At 57.5% G+C, this 13,168-nt stretch carries 9 protein-coding genes; 3 read left to right on the top strand and 6 right to left on the bottom strand.

Annotated features, from left to right (window positions below; all coding sequences use genetic code 11):
* Nucleotides 1–26 precede the first annotated feature (26 nt).
* The 6 genes from carB to JAO77_RS22735 form a co-directional block, all read right to left on the bottom strand.
* Complete coding sequence (gene carB / locus JAO77_RS22760; protein WP_198992845.1) at nucleotides 27–3,263, bottom strand: carbamoyl-phosphate synthase (glutamine-hydrolyzing) large subunit; 3,237 nt, start codon at nucleotides 3,261–3,263, stop codon at nucleotides 27–29.
* A gap of 110 nt (nucleotides 3,264–3,373) precedes the next feature.
* Nucleotides 3,374–4,462, bottom strand: coding sequence for a glutamine-hydrolyzing carbamoyl-phosphate synthase small subunit (gene carA / locus JAO77_RS22755; protein WP_198992844.1), 1,089 nt, complete (start codon nucleotides 4,460–4,462; stop codon nucleotides 3,374–3,376).
* 72 nt (nucleotides 4,463–4,534) lie between these two features.
* The gene (locus tag JAO77_RS22750; protein ID WP_198992843.1) at nucleotides 4,535–5,698 is read right to left on the bottom strand and encodes an aspartate aminotransferase family protein; all 1,164 of its coding nucleotides are present in this window, start codon (nucleotides 5,696–5,698) and stop codon (nucleotides 4,535–4,537) included.
* 511 nt (nucleotides 5,699–6,209) lie between these two features.
* A complete protein-coding gene (argC, locus tag JAO77_RS22745) occupies nucleotides 6,210–7,199 on the bottom strand; it encodes an N-acetyl-gamma-glutamyl-phosphate reductase (protein WP_198992842.1) in 990 nt (329 codons plus the stop codon).
* Between the two features lie 161 nt (nucleotides 7,200–7,360).
* Nucleotides 7,361–8,545: an argininosuccinate synthase gene (argG, locus tag JAO77_RS22740; RefSeq protein WP_198992841.1), complete on the bottom strand. Its 1,185-nt coding sequence runs from the start codon at nucleotides 8,543–8,545 to the stop codon at nucleotides 7,361–7,363.
* Nucleotides 8,546–8,760: 215 nt separating this feature from the next.
* Complete coding sequence (locus tag JAO77_RS22735; protein WP_198992840.1) at nucleotides 8,761–9,339, bottom strand: GNAT family N-acetyltransferase; 579 nt, start codon at nucleotides 9,337–9,339, stop codon at nucleotides 8,761–8,763.
* Nucleotides 9,340–9,766: 427 nt separating this feature from the next.
* Here JAO77_RS22735 and argB point away from each other — a divergent pair, with 427 nt between their 5' ends.
* From argB to argH, 3 genes are all read left to right on the top strand, one after another.
* Nucleotides 9,767–10,552: an acetylglutamate kinase gene (argB, locus tag JAO77_RS22730; RefSeq protein ID WP_198992839.1), complete on the top strand. Its 786-nt coding sequence runs from the start codon at nucleotides 9,767–9,769 to the stop codon at nucleotides 10,550–10,552.
* Nucleotides 10,540–11,607: a M20 family metallo-hydrolase gene (locus tag JAO77_RS22725; protein WP_198992838.1), complete on the top strand. Its 1,068-nt coding sequence runs from the start codon at nucleotides 10,540–10,542 to the stop codon at nucleotides 11,605–11,607. Before argB ends, JAO77_RS22725 begins: the two co-directional genes overlap by 13 nt.
* 119 nt (nucleotides 11,608–11,726) lie before the next feature.
* A complete protein-coding gene (gene argH / locus JAO77_RS22720; RefSeq protein ID WP_198992837.1) occupies nucleotides 11,727–13,028 on the top strand; it encodes an argininosuccinate lyase in 1,302 nt (433 codons plus the stop codon).
* Nucleotides 13,029–13,168 lie beyond the last annotated feature (140 nt).

The following is a 13,168-nucleotide window of genomic DNA, read 5'->3' as shown; positions in this document are numbered from 1 at the left end:
CGCTAGCTACTGTAGAGTTACCGCGGCTATGACATAGCCTTATACTCGTTCCAGCTCTTAATTTTCAAGTCCTTCATCTCCAGCGAGCAGAAGGCGCGGATGAACTTCGAGGCCAGGCGGGCATTGGTCAGCAGCGGGATGCCGAAGTCAATGGCAGTGCGGCGGATTTTATAGTCGTTATCCAGCTCGCCCTTCGATAGGTTTTTGGGCACGTTGATAACCAGGTCGATTTTCTTTTCGCGCAGGTAGGTTAGCACGTTGGGCTCCTGGTGGTCGTCGGGCCAGAAGAGCAGGCTGCTCGGCACGTTGTTTTCGGCGAAGAAGCGGTGCGTGCCCTGGGTGGCGAACACCTGGTAGCCCTTTTTCACCAGCAGCTCGGCGGCCGAGAGCAGGGCCACCTTCGACTTGATGGGGCCACCCGAGATGAGCACCGATTTCTGCGGGATTTTGTAGCCCACGCTCAGCATCGACTTCAGCAGGGCCTCCTCAGCGGTGTCGCCCAGACAACCTACTTCACCGGTGCTCACCATGTCTACGCGCAGCACCGGGTCGGCGCCGGGCAGGCGGGTAAACGAGAACTGCGGGGCCTTCACGCCCACGAAGGGCAGGTCGTACACGCGCTCGCTGTCGTCGCGGGTGATGTCTTTCTTGCCCAGCAGCACCTGCGTGGCTTTGGTAACCAGGTTATTACCCGAAATCTTCGACACGAAGGGGTAGCTGCGCGAGGCGCGGATGTTGCACTCGATTACCCGAATCACGCCGTTCTTTTCCAAGAACTGGATGTTGAACGGGCCGCTGATTTGGTAGCGCTTGGCGATTTTCTCGGCGATGTCTTTGAGCTTGCGGATGGTGCCCACGTACACCCGTTGGGGGGGGTAGTACATGGTGGCGTCGCCCGAGTGCACGCCGGCAAACTCGACGTGCTCCGAGATGGCGTAGCTCACGATTTCGCCCTTGTTGGCCACCGCATCCAGCTCTATCTCTTTGGCTTCTTGGATGAACTCCGATACTACCACCGGGTATTCAGCGCTCACCTCGGTGGCCGTTTGCAGGAATTCCTCCAGTTCCTGGCGGTTTGACACCACGTTCATGGCCGCGCCCGACAGCACGTAGCTCGGGCGGATGAGCACCGGGTAGCCCACCTCGCCCACGAAGGCGTGCATGGCTTCCAGCGAGGTCAGCTCGTTCCAGCGGGGCTGCTCGATGCCCAGCTCGTCCATGATGCTCGAAAACTTGTGGCGGTTTTCGGCCATGTCGATGCTCGCGGCCGAGGTGCCCAGGATGGGTGCGCCGGCGTCTTCGAGGCGGGTAGCGAGGTTGTTCGGAATCTGCCCGCCCGTGCTCAGAATCACGCCCGTGGGCTGCTCAAAGTTCAGAATGTCCATCACCCGCTCGTAGCTCAGTTCCTCGAAGTAGAGGCGGTCGCTCACGTCGTAGTCGGTGGATACGGTTTCGGGGTTGTAGTTGATGATGAGCGTCTTGTAGCCTTCGGCGGCGGCCGTTTGCACGGCGTTTACGCCGCACCAGTCAAATTCTACCGACGAGCCGATGCGGTACACACCCGAGCCCAGCACTGCAATCGACTGCTCGGTTTCGGGCGCGAGGTCGTTTTCGGTGCCGTGGTAGGTAAGGTACAGGTAGTTGGTCTTAGCTGGAAACTCGGCTGCTAGCGTATCAATCTGCTTCACCACCGGCAGCACCCCTAGGGCCTTGCGGTGCGCGCGTACGCGCAGCTCATCGGCCTTCACGTCGGTAGAGCCTAGCACTTGCACGGCAAGCTGCTGGTCCGAGAAACCGGCCTTTTTGACCTCGCGCAGCAAGTCCGCGTCCAGCGACTCTAAGCCCTGCTCGCGCCCGGTAGCCAAGCGCTGCCCCAGCTCGAAAATGGTGTACAGGCGCTGCAAAAACCAGAGGTCAATCTTGGTCAGGTCGTGCACGCGCTCGATGGTGTAGCCGGCCTCAAACGCCTGGGTGATGGCGAAGATGCGCTCCTCGTTGGGCTCGCTCAGCAGGCGGTCAATGGTTTCGTTGTCAGCTGCATCGGGCGCATTGCCCACGAAGCCGCGCTTACCGGTATCCAGCATGCGCAAGCCCTTCTGGATGGCTTCCTCAAACGACTTGCCGATGGCCATTACCTCGCCCACGCTCTTCATGGCCGAGCCAATCTGCCGCTGCACGCCCGAGAACTTGCCTAGGTCCCAACGCGGCAGCTTCACCACCACGTAGTCGAGCGCCGGCTCGAAAAACGCTGTCGTGGTCTGCGTCACGCTGTTTTTAAGCTCGGCCAGCGAGTAGCCCAGGCTTAGCTTGGCCGCCACAAAAGCCAGGGGGTAGCCCGTAGCCTTGGAGGCCAGCGCCGACGAGCGCGACAGGCGGGCGTTCACCTCAATCACGCGGTAGTCTTCTGATACCGGGTCGAGCGCGTACTGAATGTTGCACTCGCCCACGATGCCTAGGTGCCGAATGGTCTTGATACCAATCGAGCGCAGCTTGTGATACTCGCGGTTGCTGAGCGTCTGCGACGGGGCCACCACGATGCTCTCCCCGGTGTGGATACCGATGGGGTCGAAGTTCTCCATGTTGCAGACCGTGATGCAGTTATCATATGCATCGCGCACCACTTCGTATTCCACTTCCTTCCAGCCCTTCAGCGATTCTTCCACCAGAATCTGGTCGGAAGTCGTGAAGGCCTTCTCGGCCAGCGACCGCAGCTCGTCCATGTTGTTGGCAAAGCCGCTACCCAGGCCACCTAGGGCAAACGCCGCACGCACGATAATCGGGAAGCCGATGCGCTCGCCGGCTGCCAGGGCGTCGTCCATCGTCGTCACGGCCACGCTGCGGGCCGTGAGCACGCCAATTTGGTCGAGCTTCTCCTTGAAAATATCGCGGTCCTCGGTGTCGATAATCGACTGCACCGGCGTGCCAAGCACCGGCAAGTTGTACTTCTCAAATACCCCAGCCCGGTACAGCGCCACCGCGCAGTTGAGCGCCGTTTGGCCGCCAAACGCCACTAGAATGCCGTCGGGCTTCTCTTTCTTGATGACTTCCTCCACGAAGTAGGGCGTCACGGGCAAGAAATACACGTCGTCGGCCATGCCCTCCGAGGTTTGCACGGTGGCAATGTTGGGGTTGATGAGGATGGTGCGGATGCCTTCCTCTTTCAGCGCCTTCAGCGCCTGCGAGCCGGAATAGTCAAATTCGCCGGCCTCCCCGATTTTCAACGCGCCGGAACCGAGGATAAGAACTTTAGTGGGTTTGTTCATCTATCGTGTGGGCTGAAAAAAGCTTCCAGCTATTCTCGCTAGTAAGAAATTAGTTAGTTGTAGTAAGAGCCGTGCAAAGCCTCAGCAGGTTAAAAAAAAGGCAACTAGCGTTAGTTGCTAGTTGCCTTGTGCTTCTTAACTGCTTCAATAAAATCATCGAACATGAACTCCGTGTCCTGCGGGCCGCCGGCGGCCTCCGGGTGGAATTGCGTGGAGAAGAAAGGCTTGGTCTTGTGCTTGATACCTTCGCAGGTACCGTCGTTGAGGTTCTCAAAGAGCATTTCCCACTCGGCGGGGAGCGTGTCGGTATCAACGGCGAAGCCGTGGTTTTGGCTAGTGATATAGCTGCGCTGCGTGCCAGCCAGGCGCACGGGCTGGTTGTGGCTGCGGTGGCCATACTTCAGCTTGAAGGTGTCGCCGCCCGCCGCTAGGCCCATGAGCTGCGAGCCGAGGCAGATACCGAAAATCGGCTTGTCCTGCTGTAAGGCGTTTTGCAGGTGCTGGATGGTAGCCTCGCACATTTTGGGGTCGCCGGGGCCGTTGCTTAGGAACAGGCCGTCGTAGTCGATTTGGCTGTAGTCGTAGTCCCAGGGCACCCGAATCAGCTCCACGTCGCGCTCCAGGAAGCAGCGGATGATGTTGGTTTTGGTGCCGCAGTCCACGAGCACGATTTTGTGCTGGCCGCTGCCGTAGTGCTTCACTTCGGGCGGGCTCACCTGGGCTACTAGGTTGTCGAGGTTAGGGTCGTGCAGGGGCACGTCTTCCTCGGCCACGATTTTGCCCAGCATGGCGCCTTTCTCGCGCAATATCTTGGTAAGCATGCGCGTATCCACGCCTGCAATGCCGGGGATGTTGTACTCTTTTAGCCAGTCGCCCAGGCTCTTGGCGGCGTTCCAGTGGCTGTGCTCGTCAGAGTAGTAATTCACTACTAGCCCAGCAATGTGAATTTTGTCAGACTCGAAAATCTTCGAAATCGACTCGTACAAATCCTCGCCGGGCACGCCGTAGTTGCCCACGATGGGGTAGGTGAGCACCAGAATCTGCCCCGCAAACGAGGGGTCGGTGAGGTTTTCCGGGTAGCCCGTCATGGCCGTGCTGAACACAACTTCGCCCGCCACCGAGCTAAACGCGCCAAACGATTGGCCCTGAATCTCAGTGCCGTCTTCGAGGATGAGTTTTACTGTTTTTGAGTTTTCCACTGTGCTAACTAAATGCCTGTCAGGTATGTAAGGGTAAGAAAAATCAAAGCCACTCGGCCAGTGCCCGCCCCGTTAGTCCAGCGCGCTAGGCTCCTGAATAACGGCCACCGCTTTTTCGGTGAGGGCATACAGCGCCTGCAAAAATACGTCAACCTCAGCCTTAGTTATGTTCAATGGCGGCAACAAACGCAGTACCGTGGGGTCGGAGGCGTTGCCCACAAAAATGTGGTGCTCCGTGAGCAGCTTGTCGCGCACCTCCTTCACGGGGAAGTCGTACTTGACCCCAATCATCAGGCCGCGACCCCGAATTTCTTCGGCCCCGGCGTGGGCTAGTAGCTCGGTGCGCAGGTAGTCGCCTAGGGTACGGGCGTGCTCCACGAGGTGCTCTTGCTCAATAACTTCGAGCACGGCCAGGGCGGCGGCGCAGGCCAGGTGGTTGCCGCCGAAAGTGGTGCCCAGCAGCCCGTACGACGCCTTCAGGTGGGGCGCGATGAGGATGCCGCCAATGGGAAAGCCGTTGCCCATGCCCTTAGCCACCGAAATAACATCGGGCTGAATGCCAGCCCACTGGTGGGCAAAAAACTTGCCGCTGCGGCCATAGCCGCACTGCACCTCATCGGCAATGAGCAGCGCGCCGTACTGCTGGCACAGCGCCGCCAGCCCGCGCAAGAAGTCATCGGAAGGCATGATGATGCCGCCTACCCCCTGAATTGGCTCGATGATGGCGGCGCACACGTCGCCGGCTTGCAGCGCCTGCTCCACGGCCGCTAGGTCGTATTCCAAGAAGGAAACAGCGTGCCCGGCGTTGAAGGGAGCCACGATTTTAGGGTTGTCGGTGGCAGCCACCGCGCCGCTCGTGCGCCCGTGAAACGCGCCCTTGAAGGCCAGCACGCGCGTTTTGTCGGTGTGGAATGACGCCAGCTTCAGCGCGTTCTCGTTGGCTTCGGCGCCCGAGTTGCACAGAAACAGCGCGTATTCGGGGTAGCCCGACACCTCGCCCAGCTTCTCGGCCAGCTCGCGCTGAATCGGAATCTGCACCGAGTTGGAGTAGAAGCCGATGTTTTGCAGCTGCTTGCTGAGGCGCTGCACGTAGTGCGGGTGGCTGTGGCCGATGGAAATCACGGCGTGGCCGCCGTAAAAATCTAGGTATTGCTGGCCCTTGTCGTCCCACAGCGTCGCGCCCAGCGCCCGCACCGGCGTGATGTCAACCAGCGGATAAACGTTGAAGAGGTTCATGGTTTTACTAGCTTTCTTTTAACGTTATTCTGAAAAATGCTATCTAGATAAAAAATGGCTCTATCGTCTTGATAAATACTATCGTTTCGCAAAGATTCTATTAAGCCCCTTCCATCAGGAAGCTTCATCAAGTACAATTGCCAAGAATTTCCATCTGATAATAAAGTAGCATTGCACGTGTATAACTGATTTTTGAAATTTATGAATTTGCGAATAATTAGCTTTCTATTAGCTATATAAAAAGCAGCTTTACTAATTATGACTTTATCTTCAATTTTTACGGTGTCAATAATATTATAAAGCTCTGGGCTTCTTGAGCCGGTTAACCAAATCTGGCTAACCCTACCGTTGTGTAAAAGCGATAGCCATCTCTCACTTGCATCTGTCGTGTACGGGCTTGTGAAGTAAAGCCACGCGATAAATGCAAACGCAGAAGTGATAAACAGTGCAATGAGGTATTTACGAATATTTGCTCCTGTCCCCATCTCGCTCGTGTTTGCTAGGTTGTAGGTTAAAAAAACGAAGCCTTTATCCCTAGGCCTGCCGTTTCCTCGAAACCGAACAGAAGGTTCATATTTTGAATAGCCTGCCCCGACGCACCTTTCAGCAGGTTATCCAGCGCCGTTGTGATGAGCACTTGGTCGTCGTGCTTGGCCACGTGTACCAGGCATTTGTTTGTGTTCACTACCTGTTTGAGGTGAATTTCCTTGTCCGACACGAATGTGAACGGCGCGTCGCGATAATAGTCGGAGTACAGCTTTTGTACTTCTGGTATTAAAAGTTCGCAGGTGGTATAAACGGAAGCGAAGATGCCCCGCGTGAAATTGCCACGGTAGGGGATGAAGCGCACGGGCTGCTTAAAGCCTGTCTGCAAGCCCACTAGCGTTTCGCCAATCTCGCCCAGGTGCTGGTGCGTAAAGGTTTTGTAGGTCGAGATGTTGCCGGTGCGCCAAGTATAGCCGGTGGTTTCGACCAGGCCGCGCCCCGCGCCCGTGCTGCCCGTGATGGCCGACACATGCACGGCATCGTGCAGATGCCCAGCAGCAGCTAGCGGCAGCAGCGCCAGCTGAATGGCCGAGGCAAAGCAGCCCGGATTGGCAATGCTGTCGGCCGTGCGAATCTGCTCGCGGTTGGCTTCGGGCAAGCCGTACACAAAGTGTCGGCCAGCTACGTCGCGGTCGGCACCTAGGCGGAAATCATTGCTTAGGTCAATGACTTTGGTGCTAGCGGGCAGGTTGGCTTCGAGTAGCCATTTGCGCGAGTTGCCGTGGCCGAGGCACAGGAATACGACGTCCTCGTCGCCGGTCAGCTCGCTGGCAAAGGTGAGGTCGGTATCGCCCAGCAGGTCGTCGTGCACAGTATGCACCGGCTGCCCGGCCTGGGTCGAGCTCACGACGGTGGCTACGCTGGCGTACGGGTGGTGCAGCAGCAGGCGCAGTAGTTCGCCGGCCGTGTAGCCCGCGCCGCCCACGATGCCGACGGTGATTTTTTGGTTTTGCATGGCTTGATTGCCAGTGCTGTCTACCTCACCCCCCGGCCCCCTCGCCTTAGGAAGAAGAGGGGGAACTACGGCGTAGGCGCTGACAGACAGCTGGGCTAGGACTGAGACTAAAAACTAGACCTAATCCCCCCTCCCCAGGGAGAGGGGGCTAGGGAGTGAGGTTACTCGTTGAAGCTAGCGTGAATCTTCAGCTGATTGCCGAAAATCTTGATAAACCCACGCGCATCGCGCGAATCCCAAGCGTTGTTCTCCTCGCCATACGTCGCTACCTTCGACTGCATCATGTCGTATTTCGACTCGATGCCGAGCAATTCAAAGTGATAAGGCCGCAGCTCCACGAACACCGTACCCGTCACGCGCTCCTGCGACGAAGCCAGGAAGGCCTCAAAGTCGCGCATCACTGGGTCGAGGTACTGCGCCTCGTGCAGCAGCGTGCCATACCAGGTGGCAATCGACTCTTTATTGAGCTGCTGCCAGCGCGAGAGCGTGTGCTTTTCCAGCAGGTGGTGCGCCTTGATGAGCAGCAGCGCTGCCGGAGCCTCGAAGCCCACGCGGCCCTTGATGCCCAGAATCGTGTCGCCCACGTGCGTGTCGCGGCCGATGGCGTAGGCGCCGCCTAGGTCATTGAGCTTTTGGATGAGAGCTACTGCGTCCATCTTCTCGCCGTTCAGCGCCACTGGCTCGCCTTTTTCGAAGGTGATTTCCAGCTGGCTAGGCTCGGTTTTAGAAAGCTGGGTGGGGTAGGCGCTCTCGGGTAGGGCTTGGCGCGAGGTCAGCGTTTCGACGCCGCCCACGCTGGTGCCCCAGATGCCACGGTTGATGGAGTACTTAGCCTTTTCCCAGCTCATCTCGAAGCCCTGGCTTTGCAGGTACTCAATCTCAGCCTGGCGCGACAGCTTCTGGTCGCGGATGGGCGTGATGATTTCGACGTTGGGCGCAATAACGGCGAAAGCCACGTCAAAACGCACTTGGTCATTGCCGGCGCCGGTGCTGCCGTGCACGATGTACTCGGCATTTTCGCGCTTGGCGTATTCGGCAATGGCCAGCGCCTGGAACATGCGCTCGGCGCTCACGCTCAACGGGTAGGTGTCGTTCTTCAACACGTTGCCGAACAGCAAGTAGCGTAGGCAATCGTGGTAGTAGCGCTCGGTAATGTCAATTACCTCATGCTTCACCGAGCCCAGCTCGTAGGCGCGCTTTTCGATGGACTGTAGTTCCTCTTCCGAAAAACCGCCCGAATTCACGATGACGGTGTGAATTTCGAGGTCGTGCTCCCGCGAGAGGTTTACCACGCAGTACGACGTGTCGAGGCCGCCGCTGTACGCTACAATTGCCTTTTTCTTCATTATCGGTTGGCTGTGCTGGCGCGAGTTTGGGCGAAGCCGTGACCCGTGCCTGTTGTGAAGTGGAGGCTTTACCTCCGCTGCCGCGCTAGCGGCAAGCTTGCGTTTAAGGTTAAATAAAGCGATGCGAATTTGCCGCTGCCGCGGCAGTGGAGGCGCAGCCTCCACTTTATGAAAGACCCGAGTTTAGGCGAAGCCTAAACTCGCGCCAGTGCCACCTACTGCACAATGGGCAGGCGCATTTCTTCCGGCATCTCGTGTTCGGGTAGGGGCGCATCGAGCTTATCGAACAGCATACCGGTGCAGAGGCACATTTTGCGCTCGTTTTCGGTCAGGATGCCGTAGTTTTTGCAGCTTTTGCAGCCCTTCCAGAAGTCCTCGCTCGTGGTTAGCTCCGAGAACGTAACCGGCTCATAGCCTAGGTCGGAGTTGATTTTCATCACGGCCAAGCTGGTCGTGATGCCGAAAATCTTAGCGGCGGGGTACTTGGTGCGCGACAAGCGGAAAATCTCGCGCTTGATAGCACGACCTAGGCCGTGCTTGCGCAACTCAGTATTAACGACGAGGCCCGAATTGGCCACAAACTTGCCACTCTCGAAGGTTTCGATATAGCAGAAGCCGGCCAGTTCGCCGTCGACGAAGGCGATAACTGAATTGCCCTGGCGCATTTTTTCGCGCACATATTCCGGGTCGCGCTTAGCGATGCCCGTGCCCCGCTGCTTGGCCGACTCGATGTACCACTGGCACAGCAAATCCGCGTAGTGCGTATCTGCTGCCGTTGCAACCCGAATTGTCATGATATAAAAAAGGGAGGAAATACTTACGGAAAGAAACGTAGTTAACCGGCCCCCGCGGTAAGCGAGTTAGCGGCAGAAAACCCGAACTCTATCGGATAAGCGGTCGGGCAACCTCTCAGTACGAGGATTTGCCCGGAAAAGGCTGACTTGCAAGTCAGCGTCCGGCCATTGAAGCCGGCTAGGGTCGTCGCAGCATTGCGCAGGTCAGCGAGCGCACACCTTCCGTGGCCCGCTGGGGGGCCAAAGTAGAAAGCTGAAGAACGGTGCGAGCCAAGAGCGTCATTTGCGGAGCAGCCAAGTGGGCTAGTGATGCACTAGCAAACCAGGGGCCATAATGGAGCCGCAAAGGTAAAAGTTCCTACTTTTGCGCGCAATAGACTGAGCTGTTTTTTTCGCGGCCGGGGCCACGGCGGCGGTTGAATACGATATGGATAACCTTGAGGTAACGGTGTATAAGATTGGCGGCGGCATCATTGACGATGCGGCTGAGCTAACGAAATTTCTGGGCCTATTCGCGGCTAGCGCGGGCCCTAAAATCTTGGTGCACGGCGGCGGCAAAGGCGCCAGCGCGATGATGCGTGAGCTGGGCCTGACGCCCACGATGGTAAACGGCCGCCGCGTAACCGACGCTGCTACCCTCGACATTGTGGTGATGTTTTACGCGGGCAAAACCAACAAAGAAGTAGTTGCCACTTTGCAGCGTCTAGGTGTAAATGCTTTAGGCCTGAGCGGGGCCGACGGTAACGTAATTCGGGGCGTGAAACGCCCGGTGAAAGACGTGGATTTTGGCTTCGTGGGCGACCTCAAGGCAGCAAGCGTTAACAAAGAGTTAATGTTGAGCTTGCTGCAAGCTGGCATTACGCCGGTGCTGTGCCCCATCATTCACGACGGGCAAGGGCAGCTGCTCAACACCAACGCCGATACCATTGCCTCGGCCGTGGCAGTGGCGCTCGCTCCGGTGGCCGATGTAACGCTGCACTATTGCTTCGAGAAAAACGGCGTGCTGCGCGACGTAAATGATGACAATTCGGTAATCCTCGAAATCGACGCGGCGCATTACGAAACGCTGAAAGCCCAGGGCATCATTGCCGACGGCATGCTGCCAAAGTTGGAGAATGCCTTTGCGGCGCTGCACCAGGGTGTGCGCCGGGTTGTTATCGGGCACGCTTTGCATATCAATTCTGAGCTGCGCACGGTGCTATGTCTGAAGTAATTGCCCGGCTGAGCGACGACGCCATTGCGCTGCTGCAACAGCTCATCCAAACGCCATCCTTTTCGCGCGAAGAAGCTGGCACGGCCGACTTGCTTATGCAGTTTCTGGGGCAGTACGGCATTCCCGCGCAGCGGCAGGGCAACAACGTGTGGGCGACCAGCAAAACCTGGGACGCCTCCCGGCCCACGCTGCTGCTCAACTCGCACCACGACACCGTGAAGCCCGGCCCGAGCTGGACATACCCGCCCTTCGGCGCGACGTTGGAAGGCGACCGGCTGACTGGCCTGGGCAGCAACGATGCAGGCGCGTCGGCGGTGAGCTTGCTGGCCGTGTTTCGATATTTCTACGAGCAACCCACGGCGTTCAACCTCATCTGCGCCATCACGGCCGAGGAAGAGGTCTCGGGCGCGAATGGCGTGAAAAGCATTTTGCCCGAACTAGGTAAAATTGACCTAGGTATCGTGGGCGAGCCCACTGGCATGAATGCCGCCGTGGCCGAAAAAGGTTTGCTGGTGCTCGATGGCGTGGCGCGCGGCCGCACCGGTCACGCCGCTCGCAATGAAGGGGATAATGCGCTGTATAAAGCACTTGACGACATCAATTGGCTGCGCACGTATCAGTTCCCGAACGTATCGGAAATGCTCGGCCCGGTGAAGATGACGGTGACGCAAATAACCGCCGGCACGCAGCACAACGTGGTGCCCGACGAGTGCCGCTACGTGGTAGACGTGCGCCCCACGGAGTGCTATTCCAACGAGGAAATTCTGGAAATTATCCGCGCCCACGTGCAGGCCGACATCACGCCGCGCTCCACGCATTTGCAGTCGTCGGGCCTGCCCCTAGGGCACCCACTAGTGCAAAAAGCCGTGGCAATGGGTAAGACTACCTATGGGTCGCCTACGCTTTCTGACCAGGCGCTGATGCGCTTCCCGACGCTGAAAATGGGGCCGGGCGATAGTGCCCGCTCGCACGCGCCGGATGAGTACATTTTGCTCAGTGAAATTCGCGGCGGCATTGCCGACTACATCGAATTGCTGACTGATTTTAACTTCTAAATTTCCCCACTTGTTCTACTAAGCTTGCGAAGCATCTTATCACCCTAGGGTTATTAAACCAAACACGATAGGATGCTTCGTAAGCTCAGCAGGACAGGCGGGGAGTAGTATCTCTACCAATGAAAATCTGGGAAAAAGGCTTTTCGGTCAACGATAAAATCGAGAAATTCACCGTCGGCCAGGACCGGGAGCTGGATATGTATCTGGCACCCTTCGATATGCTGGCTTCGAAGGCGCAAGCCAAGATGCTGGCGAGTATCGGAATGATTTCGCGGGAAGAAGAAGGCCAATTGCTGCAAGGCCTGGACGAGCTGCTGGCACAGGTTGAAAACGGCACGTTTCAGATTGAAAAATATTTTGAGGACGTACACTCCAAAATCGAGTATTACCTGACTGAGAAGTTCGGTGACGCGGGCAAGAAAATCCACGTAGCGCGCTCGCGCAACGACCAAGTGCTGACAGCCATTCAGCTGTTCATCAAGGACTACTGCGAGAAAATCGGCGCGAAAATTCTCGAGTTGACCGAGTTACTCTTGCAACAGGGCGAGAAGTATAAGAACGACCTGCTGCCTGGCTACACGCACTTTCAGGCGGCAATGCCGAGCAGTTTTGGGCTGTGGTTTGGGGCGTATGCCGAGCACCTGCTGCTCGACCTGAGTTTGCTGGAAGCAGCGCACACTGTGGCCGACCACAACCCCCTAGGGTCGGGTGCAGGCTTCGGCAGCAGCTTCGCTATCAACCGCGAGCAGACTACGCGGGAGATGGATTTTGCCGACGTAGCCGTTAGCTCGGTGGGTGCGCAAATGCTGCGCGGCAAGACTGAAAAAACGCTGGCTTTCGCCATTGCGAGCGTGGCCGGCACGCTCAGTAAGCTGGCATATGACCTGGTGCTGTATAATAGCCAGGACCTAGGGTTTGTGCTGCTGCCTAAGGAGTTTACGACGGGCTCCAGCATCATGCCGCACAAGAAAAACCCCGACGTATTTGAGCTGGTGCGCGCCCACTGTAACCGCCTACAAGCGCTGCCCACCGACATTATCCTCACTATAAACAATCTGCCCAGCGGCTACCACCGCGACTTCCAGATTCTCAAAGAAATTCTGTTCCGGCCGATGGTGCAGTTTGCTGACATTCTGGATATTCTGCTTTTTGCCGTGCCAGCCTTGCAGGTAGTGCCTGGCGTTATTGACCAAACGAAGTACGACGCCATATTCTCGGTTGAGAACATTAATCAATTAATCCAGAGCGGCGTGCCCTTCCGCGATGCTTACAAGCAGGTAGGCCAGGCCGTGGACAACGGTAGCTATGTGCCGCACAAGGAGTTTGCAACGACGCACCTAGGTAGCGTGCACAATCCTGGGTTAGATGTGCTGACGCAGCGGCTGCAAAGTACCCGCGAGCGCCTAGCGTGGGCGCGGTAGCACGGGCTTTCAAGACGTAGACTGAAGCAGCGTAGAAAACTTCTGTCCTTGCAAGCGCAGCGAAGCAATCGCACCCAAACGGAACCTGGCGAGTCGCGCTCAACAGGTACGATTGCGTCGCTGCGCTCGCAAGGACAGAC

The organism is Hymenobacter sp. BT559 (assembly GCF_016427535.1).
Lineage (GTDB): Bacteria > Bacteroidota > Bacteroidia > Cytophagales > Hymenobacteraceae > Hymenobacter.
Note: the sequence above shows the minus strand (reverse complement) of the source record. Positions and strands in the feature narration are given on the sequence as shown.

Bases quoted from the DNA above. Each gene is read 5' to 3' on its own strand.
- JAO77_RS22725 (WP_198992838.1), top strand. From the start codon at position 10,540: ATGTCTGAAGTAATTGCCCGGCTGAGCGACGACGCCATTGCGCTGCTG.
- carB (WP_198992845.1), bottom strand. From the start codon at position 3,263: ATGAACAAACCCACTAAAGTTCTTATCCTCGGTTCCGGCGCGTTGAAA.
- argH (WP_198992837.1), top strand. From the start codon at position 11,727: ATGAAAATCTGGGAAAAAGGCTTTTCGGTCAACGATAAAATCGAGAAA.
- argC (WP_198992842.1), bottom strand. From the start codon at position 7,199: ATGCAAAACCAAAAAATCACCGTCGGCATCGTGGGCGGCGCGGGCTAC.
- argB (WP_198992839.1), top strand. From the start codon at position 9,767: ATGGATAACCTTGAGGTAACGGTGTATAAGATTGGCGGCGGCATCATT.
- argG (WP_198992841.1), bottom strand. From the start codon at position 8,545: ATGAAGAAAAAGGCAATTGTAGCGTACAGCGGCGGCCTCGACACGTCG.
- JAO77_RS22750 (WP_198992843.1), bottom strand. From the start codon at position 5,698: ATGAACCTCTTCAACGTTTATCCGCTGGTTGACATCACGCCGGTGCGG.
- JAO77_RS22735 (WP_198992840.1), bottom strand. From the start codon at position 9,339: ATGACAATTCGGGTTGCAACGGCAGCAGATACGCACTACGCGGATTTG.